Annotated in this window: 16 protein-coding genes and 11 pseudogenes; 12 read left to right on the top strand and 15 right to left on the bottom strand. The window is 72.1% G+C overall.

Features of this window, described 5'->3' with window-relative positions; all coding sequences use genetic code 11:
- Window positions 1–24: 24 nt before the first annotated feature.
- A complete protein-coding gene (locus L2X98_RS14025) occupies window positions 25–1476 on the top strand; it encodes a TrkH family potassium uptake protein (RefSeq protein ID WP_274637201.1) in 1452 nt (483 codons plus the stop codon).
- The gene (locus L2X98_RS14020) at window positions 1469–2140 is read left to right on the top strand and encodes a potassium channel family protein (protein WP_259611327.1); all 672 of its coding nucleotides are present in this window, start codon (window positions 1469–1471) and stop codon (window positions 2138–2140) included. The genes L2X98_RS14025 and L2X98_RS14020 overlap by 8 nt, the downstream gene beginning before the upstream one ends.
- 1 nt (window position 2141) lies before the next feature.
- Here the strand turns inward: L2X98_RS14020 and proC are convergent.
- Window positions 2142–2974, bottom strand: a pseudogene (proC, locus tag L2X98_RS14015) (pyrroline-5-carboxylate reductase).
- 56 nt (window positions 2975–3030) lie between these two features.
- Here proC and L2X98_RS22415 point away from each other — a divergent pair.
- From L2X98_RS22415 to L2X98_RS14000, 3 genes and pseudogenes are all read left to right on the top strand, one after another.
- A complete protein-coding gene (locus L2X98_RS22415) occupies window positions 3031–3489 on the top strand; it encodes an alpha/beta fold hydrolase (RefSeq protein ID WP_435526205.1) in 459 nt (152 codons plus the stop codon).
- A 731-nt stretch (window positions 3490–4220) separates the two neighbouring features.
- Complete coding sequence (locus L2X98_RS14005) at window positions 4221–5186, top strand: cation diffusion facilitator family transporter (protein WP_259611326.1); 966 nt, start codon at window positions 4221–4223, stop codon at window positions 5184–5186.
- Window positions 5187–6116 (top strand): annotated as a pseudogene (locus L2X98_RS14000) (LLM class F420-dependent oxidoreductase). It abuts the gene before it with no gap.
- A 35-nt stretch (window positions 6117–6151) separates the two neighbouring features.
- Here L2X98_RS14000 and L2X98_RS13995 read toward each other — a convergent pair.
- Window positions 6152–6584 (bottom strand): annotated as a pseudogene (locus tag L2X98_RS13995) (nucleoside deaminase).
- Between the two features lie 77 nt (window positions 6585–6661).
- On the opposite strand from L2X98_RS13995, the pseudogene upp reads away from it, so the two are divergent.
- Window positions 6662–7293: pseudogene (gene upp / locus L2X98_RS13990) on the top strand (uracil phosphoribosyltransferase).
- A gap of 217 nt (window positions 7294–7510) precedes the next feature.
- On the opposite strand, the gene L2X98_RS13985 reads toward upp, so the two are convergent.
- The 5 genes and pseudogenes from L2X98_RS13985 to L2X98_RS22410 form a co-directional block, all read right to left on the bottom strand.
- A complete protein-coding gene (locus L2X98_RS13985) occupies window positions 7511–7813 on the bottom strand; it encodes a DUF3467 domain-containing protein (RefSeq protein ID WP_259611325.1) in 303 nt (100 codons plus the stop codon).
- Window positions 7814–7984: 171 nt separating this feature from the next.
- The gene (locus tag L2X98_RS21460) at window positions 7985–8281 is read right to left on the bottom strand and encodes an AAA domain-containing protein (protein ID WP_354002802.1); all 297 of its coding nucleotides are present in this window, start codon (window positions 8279–8281) and stop codon (window positions 7985–7987) included.
- Window positions 8182–8997 carry an AAA family ATPase gene (locus tag L2X98_RS21455; RefSeq protein WP_354002801.1) on the bottom strand — a complete coding sequence of 272 codons (816 nt, stop codon included), beginning with the start codon at window positions 8995–8997 and terminating at the stop codon, window positions 8182–8184. The genes L2X98_RS21460 and L2X98_RS21455 overlap by 100 nt, the downstream gene beginning before the upstream one ends.
- The gene (locus tag L2X98_RS21450) at window positions 8949–10055 is read right to left on the bottom strand and encodes a ribonuclease H-like domain-containing protein (RefSeq protein WP_354002800.1); all 1107 of its coding nucleotides are present in this window, start codon (window positions 10053–10055) and stop codon (window positions 8949–8951) included. The genes L2X98_RS21455 and L2X98_RS21450 overlap by 49 nt, the downstream gene beginning before the upstream one ends.
- Window positions 10056–10083: 28 nt before the next feature.
- Window positions 10084–10344 (bottom strand): annotated as a pseudogene (locus L2X98_RS22410) (ribonuclease H-like domain-containing protein); the annotation flags it as partial.
- 38 nt (window positions 10345–10382) lie between these two features.
- Between L2X98_RS22410 and L2X98_RS21445 the strand changes: the two are divergent.
- A complete protein-coding gene (locus L2X98_RS21445) occupies window positions 10383–10697 on the top strand; it encodes a hypothetical protein (protein ID WP_354002799.1) in 315 nt (104 codons plus the stop codon).
- Here L2X98_RS21445 and L2X98_RS21440 read toward each other — a convergent pair.
- Window positions 10674–11327 (bottom strand): hypothetical protein, encoded by a 654-nt coding sequence (locus L2X98_RS21440; RefSeq protein ID WP_354002798.1) that lies wholly within the window; start codon window positions 11325–11327, stop codon window positions 10674–10676. The genes L2X98_RS21445 and L2X98_RS21440 overlap by 24 nt on opposite strands.
- Before the next feature lie 149 nt (window positions 11328–11476).
- Here L2X98_RS21440 and L2X98_RS13975 point away from each other — a divergent pair.
- Window positions 11477–13542 (top strand): annotated as a pseudogene (locus L2X98_RS13975) (NAD(+) synthase).
- Between the two features lie 4 nt (window positions 13543–13546).
- On the opposite strand, the gene L2X98_RS13970 reads toward L2X98_RS13975, so the two are convergent.
- Window positions 13547–14143 carry a hypothetical protein gene (locus tag L2X98_RS13970; protein ID WP_259611324.1) on the bottom strand — a complete coding sequence of 199 codons (597 nt, stop codon included), beginning with the start codon at window positions 14141–14143 and terminating at the stop codon, window positions 13547–13549.
- 118 nt (window positions 14144–14261) lie between these two features.
- Between L2X98_RS13970 and L2X98_RS22405 the strand changes: the two are divergent.
- The 3 genes and pseudogenes from L2X98_RS22405 (at window position 14262) to L2X98_RS13955 (ending at window position 18203) form a co-directional block, all read left to right on the top strand.
- Window positions 14262–15722: pseudogene (locus L2X98_RS22405) on the top strand (phytoene desaturase family protein).
- A gap of 4 nt (window positions 15723–15726) precedes the next feature.
- Window positions 15727–17243, top strand: a pseudogene (locus L2X98_RS13960) (lipase maturation factor family protein).
- Between the two features lie 408 nt (window positions 17244–17651).
- The gene (locus L2X98_RS13955) at window positions 17652–18203 is read left to right on the top strand and encodes a hypothetical protein (RefSeq protein WP_259611323.1); all 552 of its coding nucleotides are present in this window, start codon (window positions 17652–17654) and stop codon (window positions 18201–18203) included.
- A gap of 83 nt (window positions 18204–18286) precedes the next feature.
- Here the strand turns inward: L2X98_RS13955 and L2X98_RS13950 are convergent, their stop codons facing one another.
- The 6 genes and pseudogenes from L2X98_RS13950 to L2X98_RS13925 all read right to left on the bottom strand — a co-directional run bounded on the left by L2X98_RS13950 (window position 18287) and on the right by L2X98_RS13925 (window position 23332).
- A complete protein-coding gene (locus tag L2X98_RS13950) occupies window positions 18287–19021 on the bottom strand; it encodes an SbcC/MukB-like Walker B domain-containing protein (RefSeq protein ID WP_259611322.1) in 735 nt (244 codons plus the stop codon).
- 123 nt (window positions 19022–19144) lie between these two features.
- The gene (locus L2X98_RS13945) at window positions 19145–19996 is read right to left on the bottom strand and encodes a hypothetical protein (protein WP_259611321.1); all 852 of its coding nucleotides are present in this window, start codon (window positions 19994–19996) and stop codon (window positions 19145–19147) included.
- A 691-nt stretch (window positions 19997–20687) separates the two neighbouring features.
- Window positions 20688–21902 (bottom strand): annotated as a pseudogene (locus L2X98_RS22400) (exonuclease SbcCD subunit D); the annotation flags it as partial.
- Window positions 21903–22122: 220 nt separating this feature from the next.
- Window positions 22123–22359 (bottom strand): annotated as a pseudogene (gene sbcD, locus L2X98_RS22395) (exonuclease subunit SbcD); the annotation flags it as partial.
- Between the two features lie 94 nt (window positions 22360–22453).
- Window positions 22454–22768, bottom strand: coding sequence for a GNAT family N-acetyltransferase (locus tag L2X98_RS13930; RefSeq protein WP_259611320.1), 315 nt, complete (start codon window positions 22766–22768; stop codon window positions 22454–22456).
- 9 nt (window positions 22769–22777) lie between these two features.
- The gene (locus tag L2X98_RS13925; protein ID WP_259611319.1) at window positions 22778–23332 is read right to left on the bottom strand and encodes a P-loop NTPase family protein; all 555 of its coding nucleotides are present in this window, start codon (window positions 23330–23332) and stop codon (window positions 22778–22780) included.
- Between the two features lie 451 nt (window positions 23333–23783).
- Between L2X98_RS13925 and L2X98_RS13920 the strand changes: the two are divergent.
- A pseudogene (locus tag L2X98_RS13920) lies at window positions 23784–24519 on the top strand (winged helix-turn-helix domain-containing protein).
- Window positions 24520–24536: the final 17 nt, after the last annotated feature.

Here is a 24536-nt window from a genome sequence, read left to right as displayed (position 1 = left end):
CGGCTGAGTACCATGACACGGGTGATGCCACGTCCCGATGACGCCGCGCGACCGTCCGCGCTGGCGCACGCGCTGCGCACCTGGCCGCCGGCGGCCTGGGACTGGTTCCGCGAGTTCACCACCGCATCCCCCGCCCGGTTCGCCGTGGGGGTGTACATCATCCTGATCGCGCTGTTCACCGCGCTCCTGTCGCTGCCGGCCGCCGCCGCGGACGGGGTCCGCACTCCGTTCGTGGACGCGGTGTTCACGGCGATCTCGACAGTCTGCGTGACCGGGCTGTCCACGGTCGACATGGCCACGCACTGGTCGGCGTTCGGACGGGTCATCATCTACATCGGCGTCAATGTCGGCGCCCTGGGCGTGCTGACCCTGGCCTCGATCCTGGGGCTGGTGATCTCGAAGCGGCTGGGCCTGCGGGCCAAGCTCATGGCCGCGAGCGACACCAACCCGCTGCGCGCCCACGGCGGCCCCGTGAACGAGGGGCAGACGGTGCGGCTGGGCGAAGTCGGTCCGCTGCTGGCCACGATCGCGGTGTCCACCCTGATCATCGAGGCCGGGCTCGCCGTGTTGATGTACCCGTCGCTGGTGATCGGCGGCGTCGACCCGCTGCGGGCGCTGTGGGAGGCGCCGTACTACGCGGCGATGTCGTTCACGAACACCGGCTTCGCCCCCAACCCCGGGGGGCTGGAGCCGTTCCAGCACGACTACTTCTTCCTCACCGTGATGATGGCCGGGGTGTTCCTCGGCTCGATCGGCTTCCCCGTCATCTACACGCTGGCCCGCCAGCGCTGGCACGTGCGACAGTGGTCACTGCACGCGAAGCTGACGATCATCACCACGGTGCTGCTGTTCGTGATCGGCGCCGCCGTGTTCCTGGCGCTCGAGTTCGACAATCCGAAGACGTTCGGCGACCGCGACGCGTGGGACACGCTGTATCAATCGTTCTTCCTGTCGGCGATGACCCGATCCGGCGGGTTCTCCACGATCGACATCGGCAGCCTGCACGGCTCGTCGCTGATCGTCGGATCGATGCTGATGTTCGTGGGCGGCGGCTCGGCGTCCACCGCCGGCGGCATCAAGGTGACCACGCTGGCCGTGCTCGCCCTGGCCGTGTGGAGCGAGGCGAAGGGACGCCCCAGCGTGCAGGCGTTCGGCCGCCGCATCCCCAGCGACGTGCAGCGGGTGGCGCTGTCGGTCGTGGCGTGGGGGGCCACCCTGGTCTCGGTCTCGACCGTCACGATCGCCCAGATCACCCAGGCGCCGGTGGTCGATGTGCTGTTCGATGTGATCTCGGCGTTCGCCACCGTCGGCCTGTCGTCCGGGCTGACCGAGGGCATGCCCGACCTGGCCAAGTACGTGATGGCGGCCACGATGCTGATGGGCCGCGTTGGTACAGTGACTCTCGCGGCGGCGGTCGCCGCGACATCCCGTTCGCAGCTGTACGCGCTGCCGGTGGAAAGGCCGATCGTTGGTTGAGCAGATCCGAGGCGACGCGCCCGTCCTGGTGATCGGGCTGGGACGGTTCGGCGCGGCATGCGCCGGCGAGCTGGACCGGCTGGACCGCGACGTCCTGGCGATCGACGCGAACCTCGAGCTCGTGCAGAAGTGGTCCGAGCGGGTCACGCACGCGGTGCAGGCCGACGCCCGCAACATCGACGCGCTCACGCAGATCGGCGCCCAGGACTTCCAGGTCGCGGTCGTGGCGACCGGCTCGTCGATCGAGTCGTCGGTGCTGATCACCGCGAACCTCGTCGACCTGAAGATCCCGCAGATCTGGGCCAAGGCGGTGTCGCACTCGCACGGCAAGATCCTCGCCCGGGTCGGGGCGAACCACGTCGTCTACCCGGAGCGCGAGGCCGGCGAGCGCGTCGCGCACCTGGTCAGCGGGCGGATGCTGGATTTCATCCGCTTCGACGACGACTTCGTGCTCGCCAAGATGTACCCGCCCAAGTTCATCCGCGGCATCGGCCTGAACCAGTCCGGGGTGCGCACGAAGTTCAACGTCACCGTGGTCGGCGTGAAGAGCCCCGGCCGGCCGTTCCGCTACGCCGAGGCCGACACCGTCGTCACCAACCACGACCTGATCATCGTGTCCGGGACCAACTCCGACATCGAGCGCTTCGCCTCGCTGGAGCGATAGCTCAGCCGCCGGCGGCCAGCTCCTTCGCGCGCGCCAGCGCGGCATCCGTCGCCGTGGCGAACACGGCGTCCAGGTGCGCGTCCTGCAGCACGGCGATCGCGCGCTCGGTGGTGCCCTTGGGGCTGGTCACGCGCCGGCGGAGCTCGGCCGGGTCCACATCGGATGCCGCCAGCAGCGCAGCCGCGCCGATGAACGTCTGCTCGGCCATGAGCCGTGCCTGCGCGAGGTCGAACCCCTTGCCGACGGCAGCGGCGGTGAGCTGTTCGATCAGCAGGAACACGTAGGCCGGTCCCGAGCCGGAGATGGTGGACAGCGCGTCGATCTGCTCCTCGTCGACCTGGATGACCGTGCCGACCGTGGAGAAGAGCTCGCTGACCACGGCGATGTCCTCGGTGCTCACCCCGGGGCCGGCGGCCAGCCCGGTCACCCCCTGGCGCACCAGCGACGGGGTGTTCGGCATCGACCGGATGACCGGGACGTCGTCGCCGAGGATCCCGGTGAACGTGCCGATCGTGACCCCGGCCGCGATGCTGACCACGATCGTGCCGGGCCGCAGCACCGGGGCGATCTCGCGCAGCAGGTCCGGGACCATGGCCGGCTTGACGCCGACCAGCACGACGTCCGCGGCGGCCGCGGCATCCGTGTTGCCGGCCGGCTCGTCCTCGAGCGCGACGCTGCGCACCCCGGCAGGGTGCGCAGGGTGGCCGCCTTGGCGGCCGTGCGGTTGGTGACGGTGATCGATGAGGCGCGCTCGGACTCGACCAGACCGTGCAGGATCGCGCCGCCCATCGAACCGGCGCCGAGGATCGCGAGGGGAGGGAGCATGCGGCTCATCCTACGGCGGCCGGGCGCGGTTATAGTCGACTCAGGAGCGATGAGGAGGCCGATCCATGACCGTGTTCGACGGCATCGCCGCACGTATCGTCGAGACCCCACGGCTGGGGGTGAACATCCTCGAGCGGACTGCCGACGACCGGGGCACGCCCAGCGAGCGCACGGTCGTGTTCGTGCACGGGAACGTGTCGTCGGCCCTGTTCTGGCAGGAGATCATGGAGGATCTTCCCGGCGACATCCGCCCGATCGCGGTGGACCTGCGCGGCTTCGGCGGCACCGAGAGCCTGCCGGTCGACGCCACCCGGGGAGTGCGTGACTTCGCGGACGACCTGGACGCGGTGCTGCAGGCGCTCGAGCTGGACGCGGTGCACCTGGTGGGCTGGTCGATGGGCGGCGGCGTGATCATGCAGTACGCGCTGGATCACCCGGTGCGCAGGCCTCACGCTGCAGGCGCCGGTCTCGCCGTACGGGTTCGGCGGCACCCGCCGCGACGGCACGCGTCTGACCGACGATGACGCCGGGTGCGGCGGCGGCGGCGCGAACCCCGACTTCGTGCAGCGGCTGATCGACCATGACGAGTCGGCGGATGCCCCGACCTCGCCGCGCGAGCGTCTTCCGGTCCTCGTACGTGTCGGCCGACTACGTGACCGCGCACGAGGATGTGTGGGTCGACTCGATGCTGACCACCTCGACCGCCACCGGGAACTATCCGGGCGACGGTGTGCCCAGCCAGAACTGGCCGGGGTTCGCCGCCGGCGCGATCGGCGTGCTGAACACGATGGCGCCGCGCTACTTCGACGTCTCGGGCATCGTCGACCTGCGCCCCAAGCCGCCGATCCTGTGGGTGCACGGCACGGCGGATGCGATCGTGTCGGATGCGTCGTACTTCGACCTGAACCAGCTGGGCAAGGCCGAGCTGGTCCCCGGGTGGCCGGGCGAGGAGGTCGCCCCGCCGCAAGCCGATGGTCAGCCAGACGCGGGACGTGCTGGAGGCCTACCGTGCCGCCGGCGGCCAGGCGGTCGAACTGGAGATCGAAGGAGTCGGCCACGCACCGCACCTGGAGCGCCCCGGCGTGTTCCGCCGCGCGCTCGCTGCAGACGATCGGGTACATCAAGCCGCAGCACGACCCGTCCCCGCCGACCGAGACGATCATCCTCAAGTCCGAGGACTGACGCCGGCGGCGGCATCCCCACCCCGGATCGCGCGTCCCTCCGCTGGACCGGGCGGTTCCCTAGACTCGAGCGCATGAGTGCATCCGGCGGCGGGACCGCGATCATCGCGGCGTTCCTGGCGAACCTGGGCATCGCCCTAGCGAAGTTCGTGGCCTGGTTCTTCTCGGGGTCGGCCTCCATGCTGGCCGAGGCGATCCACTCGGTCGCCGACAGCGGGAACCAGCTTCTCCTGCTGTGGGGCGGGCGCCAGGCCAAGCGATCCGCCGACCGGGAGCATCCATTCGGCTACGGCCGCGAGCGCTACGTCTACGCGTTCGTCGTGGCGATCATCCTGTTCTCGGTCGGCGGCCTGTTCTCCATCTACGAGGGCGTCGACAAGCTCACGCACCCGCACGAGCTCGACAACGTCTGGGTGCCGCTGCTGGTCCTGGTGATCGCGATCTGCCTCGAATCGTTCTCGCTGCGCACCGCGGTGCGGGAGTCGCGGCCGCACCGGGCCCAGGGCGAGTCGTGGTTCGCGTTCATCCGGCACGCCAAGGCGCCCGAGCTGCCGGTGGTGCTGCTGGAGGATGTCGCGGCCCTCACCGGCCTCATGTTCGCGCTGCTGGGGGTCGGGCTGTCCACTCTCACGCACAATCCGGTCTTCGACGCGGTCGGCACCCTCATGATCGGCACGCTGCTGATCCTGGTCGCCATCACCCTGGGGATCGAGACCAAGAGCCTGCTCGTGGGCGAGGGCGCGGGGCGACGCGACCTCGACGCCATCGTGCGGGCGGTGCAGGACGGGCCCGAGGTGCAGAAGCTGATCCACATCAAGACGCTCTATCTGGGTCCGGACGAGCTCATGGTCGCCGCCAAGCTCGGCTTCCCCCGCGACAAGCCGCTGGCCGCGGTCGCCGGCGACATCGACGCGGTCGAGCGCCGCATCCGCGCCGCGGTCCCGGCGGCGCGCGTGATCTACCTGGAGCCGGACGTCTACCGTCCCGGGGACGACCCGGCGCCGCCGACCGAGGCGTTCATCCTGAAATCGGAGGACTGAATGGAATTCTGCGTCTTCACCGAACCGCAGCAGGGGTTCAGCTACGACGAACAGCGCGTGTTCGCCCAGACCGCCGAGCAGCTCGGCTTCGACGGGTACTTCCGCAGCGACCACTACATGCGGATGGGAGCGGGCAGCCGCTGCCCGGCCCCACGGACGCCTGGACCACCCTGGCCGGCCTCGCCCGCGACACGTCCCGCGTGCGGCTGGGCACGCTGGTCTCGTCGGCCACGCACCGCGCGCCGTCGATCCTCGCGATCCAGGCCGCGCAGGTGGACGCGATGAGCGGCGGCCGGGTGGAGCTGGGGCTGGGCACCGGCTGGTTCGAGGCGGAGCACCGGGCCTACGGCATCCCGTTCCCGGCGAAGAGGTTCGGGATGCTGGAGGAGCAAGCTGTCGGTGATCACCGGCCTGTGGAGCACCCCGGTGGGCGAGACGTTCTCGTTCACCGGCCGGCGCTACACGCTGGCCGATGCCCCCGCCCTGCCCAAGCCCGTGCAGGAGCAGGTGCCGATCATCGTGGGCGGCGGCGGGGTGCGCCGCACCCCGGCGATCGCGGCGCGATTCGCGACCGAGTTCAACATCGGGTTCCAGCCCGAGGACGTCATCGCGGAGAAGTTCGCCGGCGTGCGCGCCGCCTGCGCGGAGGCGGGGCGGGATCCGGCGACGCTGAAGCTGTCGGTCGCGCTGCCGACGATCCTCGGCGACACCGAGGCCGAGCTGTCGCGCCGGGCCGAGACGATCGGACGCAATCCGGCGGCCGTGCGCGCCGACGATGTGATCGCCGGTCTGCCCGACGAGATCGTGGCCAAAGTCGATCGGCTCCGCGGGCTGGGCGCGCAGCGCGTCTACTTCCAGCTGATGGACATCCGCGACGTCGAGCACCTCGAGCTGCTGGGCAGCGTGCTGCCGCGGCTGCGGGCGCTGTGATCGGTCGCTGATCGGGCGGCGCGGGATGCCGCTGGTCAGCGTCGCTGATCGAAGAAGTCGCGCAGCAGAGCGGATGCGGCATCCTCCCGCACGCCGCCGATGACCTCGGCGCGGTACGGCAGGCGGCGATCGCGGAGCACGTCGTAGAGCGAGCCGGCGGCGCCCGCCTTCTCGTCCCAGGCGCCGAACACCACCCGCGGGATGTGCGCCTGCAGGATCGCGCCGGCGCACATCAGGCAGGGCTCGAGGGTGACCACGAGCGTGTCGCTGCTCGAGGTTCCAGGAGCCGAGGGATGCCGCGGCCCTGCGCAGCGCGACGAGCTCGGCGTGGGCGGTGGGGTCGCCGGTCTGCTCGCGCTCGTTCCACCCTTCGGCGATCGTGCGGCCCGCGGCATCCTGCACGAGGGCGCCGACGGGGACGTCGCCGGCGGCTCCGGCCCGCACGGCCAGAACCAGCGCGCGGTCCATCGCGGAGTCGAAGGCAGAGGTCACATCACGAGGGTACGGGGTCGGGTGGGAGCGAGGCCGACCAGTACCCTGGGAGCATGCGCGTGCACATCGCCGATCATCCCCTCATCACCCACAAGCTGACGGTGCTGCGCGATCAGCGCACGCCGTCGCCGGTGTTCCGTCAGCTCACCGAGGAGCTGGTCACGCTCCTGGCCTACGAGGCGACCCGCGGCGTGCGCGTCGCCCCGGTCGAGATCCAGACGCCGGTGACCACGACGATGGGTGTGCGCATCGACGAGCCGCGTCCGCTCGTGGTGCCGATCCTGCGCGCCGGGCTCGGGATGCTGGAGGGCATGGTCAAGCGCTGCCGACGGCCGAGGTCGGATTCCTCGGCATGGTCCGCGACGAGGAGACCCTCGAGCCCAGCACGTATGCGGAGCGGCTGCCCACGGATCTGTCGGATCGGCAGTGCTTCGTGCTCGATCCGATGCTGGCCACCGGCGGGTCGCTGGGTGCGGCGATCGACTTCCTGTTCCACCGGGGTGCGCAGGACATCACCGCGATCTGCCTGCTGGGCACGCCCGAGGGGATCGCGAAGATCGACGAGCAGGTGGGCGACCGCGACGTCACGCTCGTGCTCGGCGCGCGCGACGAGGGCCTGAACGACCGCGGATACATCGTGCCCGGCCTCGGCGACGCCGGCGACCGCCTCTACGGCACCGTCTGACCCGCCCTCCCCTCCCTCCCATTCGCCGAGATTGTCCTCCGTTCGCCGAGATCGTCCCCAGGCATCCGAATGCATCCTGTGACCCAAGACAACCTCGCACAACGGAAGACAACCTCGCGGGACGGAGGACAACCTCGCGGGACCGAGCACAACCTCGGCGGACGGAAGACAACCTCGGCGGGGAAGGAGGAGGGGGCGAGGTCAGGCGGGGGCGGGGTCAGGAGGGGGAGCGCTTGCCGGTCTCCTGCTCCCAGAACTCGAGCTGCTGGGTGAGCGCCTTGGCCAGCTCGAACACCTGCTCCGGGGGGATGCGGATGCGGCTGACCACCCGCGCCGGGACGATGGCGATCTGCTCCCCGGTGTCGGGGTGCGTCTCTTCCCGCGGCGGCTGCGCCAGCGTGACGAAGTCCATGACGAACACCGTCGGGGTGTGCCAGACGTTCGCGAAGTCTGCGTAGTTGCCGGGAATGATCTCAGGCGGCAGATCGATCTCGAACTGCTGGGGCAGGTCTTCGCTCATGCGCCGAGTCTACGGTGTGCCCCGTCATCCCCTTCCGGGTCGTCGTCCACCCCGGCCAGGCGGGCGAACGCGCTCAGCCGGGTGACCCCGTCGGGCGTGCGCGGCAGGTCGTCGAGCAGCCCCGGGCGTAGACGAGATAGGCCACCGCCTTGGCCCGCGAGATCGCGACGTTCAGCCGATTCTGCGAGGCAGGAACTCCAGCCCGCGCGGGGCGTCCTTCCCGCTCGACGCGGCCAGCGACACGATCGAGACCGCGGCCTCCTGCCCCTGGAACCGATCGACGGTGCCCACCGGGACGGCACCGAATCCGGCGGCGTGCAGCGCCTCTTCGACCATCACCTGCTGCGCGTTGTACGGGGTGACGATGATCAGGTCGGACTGCTCCAGCGGCCGCGGCGGCAGCGGGCGGTCCTCTTCGACGTCGGTCCACGGGCGGCCGAGCAGGTCGCGCACGATCTCGACCACCACCGCCGCCTCTTCCGGCGACTGGGTGGCGTTGCCGTGGTGGCGCACCGGTACGGCGTGCACACCGGGGGCGACGCCCTCGATCCCCGCAGCGCGGCGCTCGGCCGCGACGCGAGCTCGCCGTCGTACGAGAGTCGCGAGACCGGCTCGGCGATCTCGGGGCGCATGCGCCAGGTGCGATCGAGGAAGAACCCGTACGCCGGCGGCAGCACGTCGGCCCCGTCCATCACCCAGCCGAGCGCGGAGGCGTCCACCGGCTCGGGGTGGATCCCCTGGCTCACCTGCGGCAGGCTGCCCGGATCGCCCAGCAGCAGCAGGCGATCGGATGCCGCGGCCACCGCGATCGTCGAGGCCAGCGAGAACTGCCCGGCCTCGTCGATCACCAGCAGGTCGAGGGATCGCCGGGGCACCCGTCCGACGTGGCTGAAGTCCCACGCCGTGCCGCCGACCACGAACCCGCCCTCGGCGTGCTCCTCGGCGAACCCGGCCAGGCCGTTCTTCGGAAAGGCGGTGAACGACACGTCGCCCTCGGCCCCCGCCTTGCGCGCCTTGCCGACCTGGCCGGCCGGCACCCCCGCCGCCACGACCCGGTCGAGCATGTGCTCGATCACCGCGTGCGACTGCGCCACCACGCCCACCTTCCAGCCGTGTTCGCGCACGAGCCGCGCGATCACATGCGAGCCCACATACGTCTTGCCGGTGCCCGGGGGCCCCTGCACGGCGAGGTAGCTGCGATCCAGGTCGAGCAGCGCCGCCGAGATGGCGCCGATGTGGTCGGCGGGACGCGCCTGGTCACCCAGCGGCATGGTGCGGGTGCGCGGCGGACGGCGGCGCAGGATGTCGCTGGCCGGATCGGCCGGGAAGGCCGGAGCGGCGTGGACGACGGCATCCGCCCACTCGTCGATCGCGACCTGCTGATTGCCCGCCCGCGGCGGCGCAAGCCGGGCAGATCGCGACCGGAAGTTCGTGCCACGTCTGCCCGTCCGCTGCCGTCTCGGCGACGATCGCGCCGTCGTCGAGCACCTCGACCACCTCGACCTCGCGCGCCGCGTGCACCCATCGCGGCATCGCGTCGGCACCGAACGGCGGGGGCGTCTCGTACAGCACGAACGGCCGCGTCCCCACGCTCAGCCGGGTGCCGGGGGCGACCTCGCCGCGCAAGCCGGACCAGGCGGCGCACCGAGCGGGGGCCGGGATGCCAGTCCTCGGTCACCCCGCTGCGGTCGGCGTCGACCACCACGACGTCGCGCGTGTTCTCCCACACCGTGATCGGCTCGCGCAACCGCAGGAAGTGCGCCTGCCAGAACGACTTCGCCTCGCGCGGGTAGTAGTCGATCGCGGCCGCGCCCAGCCGCAGCGCCCCGGCGTCTGCCTCGGGCACACCCTCGTCGGCGGCCAGCCGCCGCAGGTCGTCCGCGCGGCGGGACGGTGCGTACGCGATCTCGACCGACTCGATGTCGCGCGAGGGCAGCAGATCCGCCTCGCGGGCGCGGTCGACGAGCCAATCCCGCAGTCGCCGTGTCGAGACGCAGTCGTACCGGTTGTAGTCGGCGAGGTCGTCGAGTACGACCTGGGCGGCGGCATCCTGCCCGTCGTCGGACAGGCCCCGCGCCTGCACATACTTGACGATCGAGTCGTCGCCGCGCTGGACGTCGCTCGTCCGCACCTCGTCGCCCATGTACAGCGGCTCGAGCTTCTTGATGGAATAGGAACGCGAGCCCACCCGCAGCGCCCGCCGCACGATCGGATACAGATCGACGAACACACCGTCGCGCAAGCCCGTCGAGCTCGGCCTCGCGCACGCCGTGACGGGCGGCCATCGCCAGCAGATGGGTCGTCTCGTACGGCGCGTAGTGATAGATGTGCATGCCGGGATGCCGGTCGCGCACCGCGCGGACGATGTCGAGGAAGCGCTCGAATGTGGCCTTCTCGTCGGCGAAGCTGTGCGCCCACAGCCCGGTGTACTGCTCGCGCACGTCGACCCAGCCGAACAGATAGTCGATGCCCCAGTCCTGGGCGCGCGCGCCCTCGGTGTACAGCGGGTCGCCCTCGAAATCGAAGAACATGTCGCCGAGGTCCGGGCGCGGGCAGCGCGCCGAGCGCCTTGGGGAAGACGACCTCGTACGTCGGGACGGCCGGCGCGAGAACCGCGACCGGCGGCGCGTCGGCCGCGACCGGCACCGCGGCGGAGGCCGGCGCCGGGGCCGGTACCAGCGCCGGGATGCCCGCCGGGCTCTGCAGCTCGAGCCGGGCCTGGGTGCGCAGCATCGCGAACGTCTCGGCGCTCATCTTCGGCGGCGGGGCGGATGCTTCGGCCAGCGCGTCGATCGTGCGGATGCCGGCGGCCCGCAGCCGCTCGCGCTGCACCGGCCGCATGCCCGCCACCAGCAGCAGGTCACGGAACGCGACGACCTCCTGATCGCAGGTCGCGCAGCGCCCGCAGGCGACCACGCCCAGCTCGCCGCGCTCGTCGCCCCAGGCGATCGCCTCGCCCTCGAGACCGCGCGCGAGCTGCCGGTCGGCGATCAGCGCGAGCAGCCGCGCGCGCCGCAAGCCGGAACACCGGCATGAGGTCGTCGACCCGGTGCACGCTGGTGGTGCCGTCGCCCAGGAGCAGTTCGACCCGACCGGCTCGCGGCACCCCCAGCCGGTCGAGCTGATCGGCATATGCCGCCAACTGCATGAGCGCCGTGACCCGCGCGTGGCGCGCCAGCTTGGAGTCCTGCACCACCCACCGGCCGTCGTCCTCGCGGACGAGGAAGTCGGCGAAGCCGACGAACTCGGCGGTCTGGAACGTGGCCTGGTAGACCACCCGGGTCGCGGGGTCGTTCAGCGCCGCGATCGTGGCGGCCACGGCATCCGCCATCGCCGTCGCGTCCGAGGATGCGGCCGTGGGGATCTCGGTCACGGCGTCGCCGAGGCGCTCGCGGTACGCGGCCAGGACCCGCCGCTCGTGCTCGGTGCCCAGCCGGGCGGCCCGGGCGAGCGTCTCGTCCTCGGGGTCGACCACCGCCGGCACGCGCCCGACCTTCGCGTCGATCGCGCGCAAGCCAGGCGAACTCGCACTCGGCCGCCGCCTTCAGGTCGCTGGCGCTCCAGACGATCCGGCCTTCGTCTTCGATGTACCGCATGCCTTCCCTTCCGCCTCGACCCTACAGACGGCCACCGACACCCCGGCGACGGTGCCAGACTGAGGGGATGAGCCTGCCCTTCGCCAGCGCATACCGGCACGGGTTCGCGCGGGTCGCCGCATGCACGATCCCGGTCGCCCTCGCCGATCCGCAGACCAACGCCGACGCCGTCCTGGCCGCCGCCCGCGAATGCCACGACGATGCCGTCGCGGTGGCCGTGTTCCCCGAGCTGTGCCTGAGCGGGTACTCGATCGAGGACCTGGTGATGCAGGACGCCGTGCTGGACGGCGTCGAGGCGGCACTGGAGCGCCTGGCCGCGGCATCCGCCGACCTCTTCCCCGTCCTGGTGGTCGGCGCCCCGCTGCGGCACCGCAGCCGGCTGTACAACTGCGCGGTCGTGATCCACCGGGGCGAGATCATCGGCGTCGCCCCCAAGGCGCACCTGCCCACGTATCGCGAGTTCTACGAGCGGCGCTGGTTCGCCGCCGGCGCACCGTTCGACGGCGCGGCGATCCGGATCGGCGGGCGCGAGGCGCTGTTCGGCACCAACCTGCTGTTCGACGTGCGCGACGTTCCCGGCCTGGTGCTGCACGCCGAGGTCTGCGAGGACGTCTGGGTGCCCGTCCCGCCCTCCTCGGTCGCGGCGCTGTCCGGCGCCACGGTGCTGGTCAACCTGTCCGGCAGCCCGATCACCATCGCCCGCGCCGAGGACCGCGCGACCCTCTGCCGGTCGCAGTCGCTGCGCTTGCCTGGCCGCCTACGCGTATGCCGCCGCCGGCACCGGCGAATCCACGAACGACGTGTCGTGGGACGGGCAGACCATGATCTTCGAGACCGGCGAGCTGCTGGCCTCCACCGAGCGGTTCCCGGACGGGCCGCGCCGCAGCGTCGCCGACGTCGACCTGGACCGGCTGCGGCAGGACCGGCTGCGGCAGGGGACGTTCGACGACAACCGGGCCCTGATCGGCGATGCCGCGTTCGTCACCGTGGACGTGCTGCTGGACCCGCCGTCCGCCGACATCGGGCTGCGCCGGCCGCTGGACCGGTTCCCGTTCGTGCCGGATGACGCAGACCGGCTCGCACAGGACTGCTACGAGGCGTTCAACATCCAGGTGTCGGGGCTCGTCGAGCGCATGCAGGCCATCGGCAGCCCCAAGCCCGTGCTGGGCGTGTCCGGCGGGCTCGACTCGACGCACGCCCTGCTGGTGATCGCGCGGGCCATGGATCGGCTGGACCGGCCACGCAGCGACATCCTGACCTTCACGATGCCCGGCTTCGCCACCAGCGAGCACACGAAGTCGAATGCCATCGCGCTGGCCGAGTCCATCGGGGCCTCGATCGAGACCATCGACATTCGCCCCGCCGCACAAGAGCTGCTGGCCACGATGGGGCATCCCTTCGCCAGCGGCGAGCCCGTGCACGATGTGACCTTCGAGAACGTGCAGGCCGGGCTTGCGCACCGACTATCTGTTCCGACTCGCGAATCAGCGCGGCGGGTTCGTCGTGGGCACCGGCGATCTGTCTGAGATCGCCCTGGGCTGGTCGACCTACGGCGTGGGCGATCAGATGAGCCATTACGCCGTCAACACGGGCGTGCCCAAGACGCTGATCCAGCACCTCGTCCGCTGGGTGATCGCGAGCGGTGCCGACGAGGGGTGGCTGGATGCCGGGGCCGCCCACGTGCTGCAGTCGGTGCTGGACACCGAGATCAGCCCCGAACTCGTCCCGGCCGACGCCGACGGCGGGATGCAGTCCACCGAAGACCGGATCGGGCCGTACGCGCTGCACGACTTCACGCTGTTCCACGTGCTGCGCTACGGCTTCCGGCCGTCCAAGATCGCATTCCTCGCCGCGCACGCATGGGCGGACCCGGATGCCGGAGCCTGGCCGCCCGGGTTCCCGGTCGACGAGCGGTATGGCTACGACCTGCCCACGATCGTGACGTGGCTGCAGGTGTTCCTGCAGCGCTACTTCGCGTTCGCGCAGTTCAAGCGCAGCGCGATCCCGAACGGGCCGAAGGTGTCGCCGGCCGGTTCCCTCTCGCCGCGCGGCGACTGGCGGGCTCCGTCGGACGGGAACGCCCGTGCCTGGCTGGCCGAGTTGAAGGCGGCGCTGCCGGACCTGGTGGACTGACCGGTCAGTCGGTGGCCGCCGACCCGCACGCGAGGGTGATGATGAAGCCCTTTCGCGACAGGTCGATCAGCCGGTAGGCATTCGTCCGATCCGGCGTCCACGCCTTCGCGAACGGCGGATCCAGCCGCACCTGCTCCGGGCGCACGCTCACCCCACGCGGGTCGGCCTGGCGCACCGCCTGCACGCGCGACCAGTGCAGGAGCAGCTTCTCGGTGCTGGCGTCCTCCCACAGGCTGTCGCCCCACAGGTGCGAGTGTCCACGGATCTCGTGCAGCATCCCCTCGTCCGGCTGGTGGTCGCGGATGTCGAGCCCGACCAGCACCCCGGGCTCCGAGACGGCCACCACCGACGCCGACCGGAAGCTGGAGGTGTGCACGGCCAGGGGCACCTCGCGCCCGTCGACGACGGCGATCGGCTGCGGGTGATGCCCGAACTGCCGGGGCGCCTCGCGTTCGACGTTCACGAACACGGGGTCGATCTCGAGACGGTCGGCGAGGATCTCCTTGGCGAGCGCGCGGATCCGGACTCCCGCCTCGGATCCCGGTTCCCAGCCCAGCCGCGCCGCAATCGGATCCGGGGCATCCAGCTTCGTCGATTCCATCTCAACCACTCCCCCTTCGTGGACCTGTGCTCTCCATCATGGCCTGTCGGCCCCGCATCGTGGGCACCGACGCTGTCAACCCCCCATGAGTGGACGCCGCAGGTGCCAGACTGGACCCATGGCACGACGAGCGACGATCGTCGGGAGCGGCCCGAACGGGCTGGCCGCCGCGGTCGCGCTCGCCCGGGCCGGCTACGAGGTGCGCGTCGTCGAGGCGTCCGACACCCCCGGCGGCGGCGTCCGCACCGCCGCGCTGACCCTCCCGGGGTACCGGCACGACGTGTGCTCGGCCGTCCACCCGGCGGCGCTGAGCTCGCCGTTCTTCCGGGCGTTCGGACTCGACCGGATCGACTGGATCGTGCCCGAGGCCTCATTCGCCCACCCGCTGGACGACGGGCGCGCCGCTGTGGCCTGGCGCGACCTGGACCGCACCGTCGCGGGCCTCGGCGCGGACGGCCCCGCATGGCGGCGCATCGTCCGGCCGCTGAACCGACGGCTGGCCGGAGTGGCCGACTTCACCGGGAACCAGCTGATCCGGGTGCCCCGGCATCCGGTCACGGCGGCGCGGTTCGCACTGCGGATGGCGCAAGCTGGGCACGACGGCCGGGCGGTGGATGCTGCCCACATTCCGCACTGACGAGGCGGCGGCCCTGCTCACCGGCGTGGTCGCGCACGCCAACAGCACCCTGCCGTCGCTGGCGGCCACCGCGTCGGCGCTCTACCTGCTCGCGCATGCGCATTCGACCGGGTGGGCGTATCCGCGCGGCGGCTCGGACGCGATCGCCGATGCGCTCATCGACGATCTGCGCGCGCACGGCGGCGTGGTCGACACCGGCCACCGGGTGGGCGACCTGTCGGCCCTGGACTGGGGCGACCCGGCCGCCGGCGACCTGCGCTGCTGGACACCGCCCCGCGCCTGGCCCTGACCCTGCCGGACGTTCCGGCCGGGTATGCGCGGGCGGTCCGCCGGTACCGGTACGGGCCCGCCGTGGCGAAGGTCGACTTCGCGCTGGACGGGCCGGTGCCCTGGGCGAACCCGGATGTCGCCGCCGCGCCGACCGTGCACCTCGGCGGCACCCGAGCCGAGATCGAGGCCGCGGAGAACGCGGTGGCCGAGGGCCGGGTCGTGGACCGGCCGTACGTGCTCACCGTCCAGCCCGGCATCCTCGATCCGTCCCGAGCACCGGACGGAGCGCAGACGCTGTGGGCCTATCTGCACGTGCCGAGCGGCTCGACGCTGGATCCGACCGAGACCGTGACGGCACAGCTGGAGCGATTCGCCCCGGCTTCCGCGACCGCATAGTCGCCGTCCACGTCATGACCGCCGCGCAAGCGCCACGCGTACAATCCGGCGGACATCGGCGGCGACATCCTCGGCGGATCGTTCACGATGCGCCAGGCGTTCGCCCGTCCCGTGCTCTCGCGCACGCCCTGGCGCACCCCGATGCGGGGCGTCTACCTCGCCTCGGCGGCCACCCCGCCCGGACCCGGCGTACACGGGATGCCGGGCTGGCTGGCCGCGCGGCAGGCGCTGCGCGACACCGCCGAGCCCACCGAGCTGACCGAGCTGTTCGGGTGAGCCGATGGACGGATTCGCCGCGGTCGATTTCGGCTTCGCACGCGAGGTGCTCGAGCGCGGCATCGCGGCGCTCTACCTGATCGCATTCCTGTCCACCCGCAACCAGTTCCCGGCGCTGCTCGGCGAGCACGGGCTGCTGCCGGCACCGGCAGCTGCTGGACTGGGCCCGCTCGTCGGCGCGGGCGGGGCGGATGCCTGCGCCCGACGCTGTTCCGGCGCTGGCGGTACACCGACCGGCGGCTGGCCGCGCTGTGCTGGTGCGGGATGGCGGTCGCGGCGCTGCTGGTGGTCGGCGTGCCGCAGCTGGCCCCGCCGTGGGTGCCCATGCTGTGCTTCCTGGCCCTGTGGCTCGGGTACATGTCGGTGGTCTCGATCGGGCAGACGTTCTACGGCTTCGGCTGGGAGATGCCTGCTGGAGGCGGGATTCCTGGCCGCATTCCTCGGCTCGAGCACCCAGCCGCCGCCCACGACGGTGATCGTGCTGATGTGGTGGCTGGTGTTCCGGCTGGAGTTCGGCGCCGGGATGATCAAGATCCGCGGCGGGCGGGAGTGGCGCGACCTGACCGCGCTGACCTACCACCACGAGACGCAAGCCGATGCCGGGGCCGCTCAGCCGGCAGGCGCACCTGCTGCCGCGCTGGTTCCATCGCGGCGAGGTGCTCGGCAACCATTTCGCGCAAGCTCGTGGTGCCGTGGTTCCTGTTCGCCCCGGTCCTCGGGCTCTGGCTGCCGGGTCCGGTGCCGACGATCGTGGGGGTGGTCGCGGCATCCATCGTCATCGCCACCCAGCTGTGGCTCGTGGCCACCGGCAACTTCGCCTGGCTGAACTGGGCGACGGTCGTGCTCGCGTTCTCGGGCTACGGCCTGCACCGGGGGGACGCGCCGGCCGGCGCGAACGGGACGGACTGGTGGGCGCCGGACGACATGCCGGTGTACTGGGTGGCCGTCACGTCCGCCGTGTTCCTGCTGTACCTCGTGCTCAGCTGGTGGCCGGCGCGCAACCTCGTGGCGAAGCGGCAGCTGATGAACGCGAGCTTCAACCGGTGGCAGCTGGCCAACGCCTACGGGGCGTTCGGGACGGTGACCAAGGTGCGGATCGAGTACATCATCGAGGGCACGCGAGACGAAGACCCGGATGCCGCGGCCTGGTCCGAGTACGAGTTCAAAGGCAAGCCCGGCTCGCTGCGGCGCCTGCCCCGCCAGGTGGCGCCCTACCATCTGCGGCTGGACTGGCTGATGTGGTTCCTGCCACTGGGCCGGTCGCTGGAGGACTGGTTCCAGGCCCTGCTGATCCGCCTGCTCGAGGCGGACCCGGCCACCCTCCGGCTGCTGGACTCCGATCCGTTCGACGGCGCCCGCCCCCGCTGGGTGCGCGTGGTGGAGTATCGCTATCGGTTCGCGACGCGGGCGCAGCTCCGCGCCGATCGGCTGCGGTGGGTGCGCGACCGGCGACACGTCCTGGTCCGCCCGGTCTCGCTGTCGGCACGGGACGTGCAGCCTCCCTCGGCGCCGCATTCATAGGCGCCGCAGAGAATTCGTTAGGCTGATCGGACACCGACGTCCTTTGGAGGACTCTCTTGACCACTCCCCTTGACCCGTCCGGCAATCCGCTGCCCCGGTGCCTCCGGTTCCGCCGGCGCCGAGCGGAGGTCCCGCCGCCGCCGGACCCGTCGCCCCGGCGGCCCCGGCGCAAGCCCGGTGCCTATCCGCCCCCGGCCCAGGGCGGCTACCCGCCGGCCGGCTACCCGCAGGGCGGCGCGCCTGCGCCGCGGCAGCCGGATGGACGGCCCAAGGTGCTCGCGATCGTCGGGCTGGTCCTGGCGGTCATCGGGCTGCTGGTCACGTTCGTCGGCTTCGTGCCGTTCGTCGGCGTGATCTTCGCGATCATCGGCGGCGTGCTGCCTTGCCGCGTTCATCCTGTCGATCGTCGTGCTGGCCAGCAAGGCACAGGGCGGCAAGGGCTTCGGCATCGCCGGGCTGATCGTCTCGATCGTCGGCGGAGTGGTGTTCGCGATCGCGCTCACCGTCTCGCTGCTGTGGATCGGGCTGGCCGCGAACTCGTCGCTGTCCGACTCGAGCTCGGGATCGGTTCCGTCGGCGCAGGCCTCGGACGACGCCACCGACTCGGAGACGACCGACGGCACCGACGGCGCCGCCGGCACCTACGACGAGGCCGCGTACGTCGAGGACGTGCGGCCGAAGATCCGCGATCTCGTCACGCAGATCCAGCCGGGTGCCACCGATGACCAGATCGACCAGCTCTACGCGGACGACACGCTGGTGCTCATCGGCACCGCGATGCTCCAGGCGTATGACGCGCTGGGCGAGGATGCGATCTCGACCGAGGCGCAGTCCATGGTCGATTCCAGCCAGGGCGCCGTGACCGAGGAGCAGGCGGAGCAGTTCATGCACGCCGTGCTCGAGTCGGCCCAGCAGTACCTCGTCAAGTCGCAGGCTCACACCGGGTCGAGCGCGGTCTGACGGACCGTACTCGGCCCGTGGGCGGCCGCTTCGACCACCAGCTTGCGCGGGCAGCTGCTCCTTCATCGCCTCGACGTGGCTGATCACCCCGACGGTGCGGCCCCCTGGCGCAGCTCGTCCAGGGTGCGCATCGCCAGTTCGAGCGTCTCGGGATCGAGCGATCCGAACCCCTCGTCGATGAACAGCGTGTCCAGGCGGATGCCGCCGGCCCGTGAGGTGACGACCTCGGCCAGCCCGAGTGCCAAGGCCAGCGAGGCCAGGAACGTCTCGCCGCCGGACAGGGACTGCGCGGGCCGCGCCTGCCCGGTGTACGCGTCCATGACCTGAAGGCCCAGGCCGCTGGCGGCATTGCGTGCGGCCAGCGCGTCCGTGTGCTGCAGGCGGTACCGGCCGGACGACATCTCGTCCAGCCGCAGGTTGGCGGCGTCCACGATCTGCTCGAGCTCGGCGGCCAGCACGAACGTCTCCAGGTCCATCTTGCGATCGTTGCGTCCGGCGACGGCATGCGCCACCCCGGCGATCAGCCGGTGCCGCTGCTCGAGGTCGGCGATGGCTTCGTGCCCCCGGCGTGCGCGCTCCTGCAGGCCGCCGAGCGTGCGCACGGCGTGCTCGACGGCGGCCGCCGCGGTGGCCGCCGTGTCGGCGCGCTCCCGTGCGGCGGCCAGCGTGGCCGCGCTGTCGTCCAGTGCGGGCAGCGGGTCGGGGATGCCGGCCAGCTCCATCTCGAGGTCCATCAGGCGCGCCCGCTGCAGGTCGATGCTCTTGTCGTGCGCGCCGATCGTCTCTTCCAGCACCTGCCGCTCGGTGTCGTCGCGCAAGCGCCTCGCGGGCTGCGGCGGGGTCGGCGAAGGCGGATGCCGCGACCCGCCGGTCCCGGGCGGCGGCGGCGGTGCGGGCCGCGGTCTCGGCCGCGGCACGCGCGACGAGGGCCTCCTGCAGGCTCACGGCAGCCGTGCGGCGGCGCTCGCCGTCCGCGATGCGCTCGGCCACCGTGGCGAAGTCGCCCCGGGCGGCGTCCACCGCCGTGATCGCGGCCGTCGCCCGTTCCCGCAGGGTGGCGATCTCTTCGCCCCGCGCGGCCTGGCGGCGACCCAGCTCGGTGAGCTCGTCCGCGGTGCGGGCGTCCTCTTCGTCCAGCCGGGCACGATCGGCGTCCAGCGACTCGCGGAGGCGGACGGCGGCCTCGGCCGCCGCGAGCCGCTCGCGCGCCTCGTCGTGGGCGGCCTGGGCGGCCGCCGCATCCATTCCGGCCGCGCGGCCGGCTGCCCCGCATGGGCGGTGCGGGCGGCGGCGTCCGCCTCGGCGGCCTCGCGGGCGCGCCGCTGCGCGGCATCCTTGTCGCGTTCGGCGAAGGCGAGCTGGTCGTCGGTCACCGGCGCGTCCGCGGCCGGCGCGGGCTCGGGATGCTCCCGCGAGCCGCAGACCGGGCAAGGCTCGTCTTCGGCGAGTCCGGCGGCCAGTTCGCCGGCGCGCTCCTCGACCCGGCGGCGCAGGAGCGCGGTGTAGGCGGCGGCCGCCGTCACGGCGTCGTCCTCGGCGGCCAGCCGGCGCCTCTCGGCCACCGCGCGCTCGTCGTCGCGCGCCTTCGCGTCGAGCGCCGCGGACAGGCGCGCCCCGGCATCGGCGACGGCGGTGCGCGCATCCTCCACGGTCGCAGCCGTCGCGGCCTGCGTCCGCGCGGTCTCGAGCTCTGCCCGCCGGGCGGGCAGCTGTGCGCGCAGCGCCTCCAGCGCGACGATCCGCTCGGCTCCCGCCGCGGCGTCCGCCTCGCGCGCGACCAGCGTGGTGCGCAAGCTCGGACAGCGCGGTCTCATGCGCGTGTGCGGTGTGCCACACGGCCAGTGCACCGGTCAGCTCGTCGATCACGGCGGCGAGGGACGCCTCGTCGGCGTCGCGGTCCACGTCGTCGGCGGTGTCGCCCCTGCCGTCCACCCTGCTGTTCACCCAGCTGTCCACCCTGCTGCTCACCCAGGCGGAGCGCGCGGACGCCTCGGCATCGCGGTGCGCGGCGACCGCCGCCTCGGCCTCGGCCGCGGTCTCGAGCGGGGCGCGCAGGGCCTCGGCACGGCGCGCGTCCGCGAGCGTGCGGCGTGCAGTCGCGATCTCGTCGGCGCGCTCCTCCAGCGCGGACAGCGCGGCACGGGCGGCGATCCGGGCGGCCACCCGTTCGTGCAGACGCTCGAGCTCCTGATGGGCGGTCAGCGCGGCATCCCGTGCGGCCAGGGCCGAGGCCCGCTCGGTGTCGAGCACCTCGATCCGGTACCGGCCCCGCTCGGTGGCCCGCTCGATTCCGAGGAGGCGGTCCGGGATGGTCGCGGCCGGGTCGTCGTCCGCGCCGAAGTCGTGCTCGGCGATCACCCGGTCGGCCTCGTCGAGCACGGCCTCGACGCCGCGAAGCCCCGTCGCCACGGCCGCTTCGGCATCCTTGCGACGCTGCTCGAGGGCGCTCTCGTAGTCCTGGTAGCGACGCGAGCCGAACAGCGTCCGCAGCAGGGCCTGCCGATCGTCGTTGCGCGCGAGCAGGAACTCGGCGAACCGATTCTGGGCGAGCAGGATCACCTGCTGGAACTGCTCGCGGTTCAGTCCGATGATCTCGCCGAGCAGCTCGCCGGCCTCGCGCGGCTTCGCCGCTCGCCCCACCCATTCGCCGTCCACGAGCTCTTCCACCAGCGCCCGGTGGTCCTCGGTGGTGGTGCCGGTGCCGTTCTTCTTCGGCCGCTCGTACTCGGGCGACCGGGTCACCCGCCATCGCCGATCGGCGACGGTGAACTCCAGCCGCACCTCGGTCCGGTCTTCGGGGCGGCAGTGGTCGCTGCGCAGCCGCTTCGCACCTCCGTCGTACCGCGGCACCCCGCCGTAGAGGGCGAATCCGACGCCGTCCAGGATGCTGGACTTGCCGGCGCCGGTGCGCCCGGCGATGAGGAAGATGCCGTCGTCGTCGAACGCGTCGAAGTCGACGCTCTGGTGCTGCAGGAACGGGCCGAACCCCTCGAGCTCGAGCCGGTGCAGCTTCATGCCGTCACCTCTGCCGCCACGTGCTCGTCCAGCACATCGCGGATCAGGTCGGTCTCGGCCTCGTCGGCGCCTTCGCCGTTGCGGACGTGAGCGAGGAACGCCTCGACCAGCTCGGTCTCGGACTCGGCGGCCTTCACGCGCGCCGCGAACGACCGGGAATCGGCCGGTGCGCTGCGCTCCGGCGCATGCCGCACCTCGGCGCAGTGGGGGAAGCGCTGCCAGGCGCCGCATCGGATCCGGCTGCGCGGCCGTGTCGGTGTAGCGGGCGCTGACCCAGTCCCCTTCGGCGTCGGCGAATCGCGCCGCGGTGAGCAGCTCGTCCAGCGGCCCGCTGATCACCGTCAGCGCCCGGGGCACCGGCAGATCGACCCACTCGACCTGGGCCAGGCCCGCGACATCCAGCTCGACCAGCCACGCCCCCCGCGGCTTGTCGCGCTCGCCGAAGCTGTAGTGCAGCGGGGCGCCCGCGTAGCGGACCCGCTCGCTGAGCACGTTGCGCCCGTGGATGTGCCCGAGCGCGGTGTAGTCCGGCCCGTCGAACACCGACAGCGGCACGACGTCGAGGCCGCCCTGCTGGATGTCGCGCTCGAGCTGCGGCGTCGCCTCGACGCCCGCGGCGAAGCAGTGCGCGGCGACCACGTGCCGGCCGCCGCGCACGGCGGCGTCGGCGCGCACCAGGTCCATCGCGCGGGACAGCGCCTGCGCCTGGCTGCGCACACCCGGCCACTGGCGGCGCACGAGGGCGGGTTCGAGGTACGGGATCCCGTAGAAGTGGACGGGGCCGTGCTCGTCGTCGATCGTGATCGGCGTCGCGATCGCGGTCGGATCGGTCAGGACGTGGATGCCGTCGCGCAAGCTTCGCCTGGAAGCCGAGCCGGGCCGCCGAGTCGTGGTTGCCGCTGGTGACGACGACGCGCGCACCGGTGTCGCACAGCGCGACCAGCGTGTCGGTGAGCAGCGTGTAGCAGTCGGCGGCGGGGGCGGCGGAGTCGAACACGTCGCCGGCCACCACGACGACGTCGACCTCGCGGTCCCGCACCTCGACGACCAGCGCCTCGAGCACGCCGCGCAGCGCCGTCAGCGTCGAGCTGCCGTGGAAGGTCCGCCCGATGTGCCAGTCCGAGGTGTGCAGGATGCGCATGTCCCCCACGGTACGGGCGCCCTCCGACATCGCGATCGCGGCAGGCCGAGGCATCCGTCATCGCGTTCCGCGGCCGCGCGGATCCGCGTTCGTCTCAGGACGCTGAGCGCTGCGTCGTCGACGACGACGCCAGGATGCCGCGGTGAGCCGGGTTCGCGGTGAACCAGTCGGCGACATACCAGCACACCGGCCGGATGGTCCGGTCGCCGTCGGCTTCGAGGTCGGCCACCGCGCGGTCCACGAGTTCACCGGCGTAGCCGTGGCCGCGGAACGGCGGCACGGTGTAGGCGCGGGTCATGGCGACGGTGCGGCCGTCGTCGCGGTAATCCAGCACGCTGACGAGATCCTCGCCACGGTGCAGTGTGTAGCGCGAGGCTTCGGGTTCCTTCGCGAAGATGAGCTCATCCACATCGCCAGGCTAACCCCGTGCGACGTCGGCGGCGCCATGGATCGCCCGAACCCAGGCATCCACTGCCCGCTGACCGCGCAGCCGCACGATCGGCTCGCCGTCGGCCAGGCGCTGCTCCATCCGCGCGCGGGCGACCGGATGCTGCGTCCATGACCACAGCACGATGTTCTCCTCGGGGTCGCGGCGCAGCCACGACGAGGGTCGCTCGTGGTTGCCGTGCCACAGCTCTTCGCGCAGGATCCCGCGGCGCGCGGTGCGCCGCATCACCCGGCCGACGGTCCGCAGGCGCGAGTGGTCGATCCAGACGATGACGTCGGGTTCGTGGGGCGGGTCGAGCACGTCGCCCAGCCGCGACGCCCAGTTGCCGTCCATCACCCAGCCGTCGGGGTGCGCACGGACGAAGTCGAGGATCATCCGATGCGCCTCGTCGAGGTCGCGGAGAGTCCAGTCCGCATCCCAGAACACGGCATCCAGCTCGAGTCGCGGCACGCCGAGAGCCTCGGCCACGCGCGCGGCCAGGCGCGACTTTCCGGAGCCCGATGTCCCGACGATGTGCACCTTCACGAGGGGACAGTCTGCCAGCCGGGTCGGCCCTCTCGGCGCTCGGACGACACTGCCATCGCCCGGTTGAGCAATCTGTCACATTTCGACGCGCGGCTGGGACGGGATCCGAGCGATTTGACACCTGCGGACGCATTCCGTCATAATCAGCGACATGACTCACAACGCCCGTTCTCTGTCCGCCCGGGAGGCGAACGGAACTGCCGGCATCATGATGCCCGGCCGCGTTGTCCTGTGTTGTCGAATGTGCCGCTGAGCCGGTAACCCCGCCGGGCTCGCACACGCCGCCTTCCCATCCTCGAAGGCCGCGCTGCTTGAGCCCCCGAGCACCTCGGCGCACTCCGCGCAAGGATGCCTCGCCCCGGCCCGCTTCGGGCCGTCATCGCAGCACAACCGCACACGCCGCCGATCGCATCGCCGACCGGCAGGTCTCTTCCGTCAAGGACGTCATCCCATGTCGAACACCGCCCTCCTCGAGCGCCCCACCGCCACGAGTTCCACCCGCCCCGCCCTCCGCCTCGTCGCCGACATCCCCGAGACCGCTCCCGCTCCGGCCGCGACCGCCGACCGCAACCTGCCCCCGGGGACCACGCCCCGCGGCTTCGCCCTGTACGTCGGCTTCGACGAGATCAAGGCGGCCGCATCCGGCGTCTCGCTCGGCACGATCGTCGACGCGCTGCGTCGCACCCTCGCCGAGGTCGCACCCGAGGCCGAGACCTACGCGACCGTCGCCCTCGCCCCGGTCGGCGCCGGCGGCCGGGATGTGGACGTCGTCCGCCTCGCGCTGCACGAGCCGAGCGCCGTGGCCCGCACCAAGCCCGAGCCCGACCCCGAGCCCGAGACGGTGCCCGGCGGCGTCGTGGTCGACATCTCGCGCAAGCGCGTCGTGATCGACGGCGAGTCGGCCGCGCTCACCTTCAAGGAGTTCGAGCTGCTGCAGTATCTCGTCGCTGCGCGAGGGTCGCACGATCGAGCGGACCGAGCTGGTCTCGTCGCTCTGGCAGAGCGCGACCGAGCAGGACGCCCCCGGCGAGCGCACGATCGACGTGCACGTGCGGCGACTGCGCGCCAAGCTCGGACGGTACGAGGATGTCGTGCGCACGGTGCGCGGCGTCGGGTACCGCTTCGACCGGCACGCCGACGTCGTGATCCGCTACGGCCACGGCACCCCGTCGCCCGACCGGTTCTGACCCGCCGAACGGCGACC

It is taken from the genome of Microbacterium elymi, assembly GCF_021582895.2.
Lineage (GTDB): Bacteria > Actinomycetota > Actinomycetes > Actinomycetales > Microbacteriaceae > Microbacterium > Microbacterium humicola.
The sequence above is the reverse complement of the archived record's forward strand: the minus strand, read 5'-3'. Positions and strand labels throughout refer to the sequence as shown.

What these genes read in the sequence shown, in the direction of transcription:
- L2X98_RS13970 (WP_259611324.1), bottom strand. Translation starts at nt 14,143, where the DNA reads ATGGAATCGACGAAGCTGGATGCCCCGGATCCGATTGCGGCGCGGCTG.
- L2X98_RS14025 (WP_274637201.1), top strand. Translation starts at nt 25, where the DNA reads ATGCCACGTCCCGATGACGCCGCGCGACCGTCCGCGCTGGCGCACGCG.
- L2X98_RS14005 (WP_259611326.1), top strand. Translation starts at nt 4,221, where the DNA reads ATGAGTGCATCCGGCGGCGGGACCGCGATCATCGCGGCGTTCCTGGCG.
- L2X98_RS22415 (WP_435526205.1), top strand. Translation starts at nt 3,031, where the DNA reads ATGACCGTGTTCGACGGCATCGCCGCACGTATCGTCGAGACCCCACGG.
- L2X98_RS13985 (WP_259611325.1), bottom strand. Translation starts at nt 7,813, where the DNA reads ATGAGCGAAGACCTGCCCCAGCAGTTCGAGATCGATCTGCCGCCTGAG.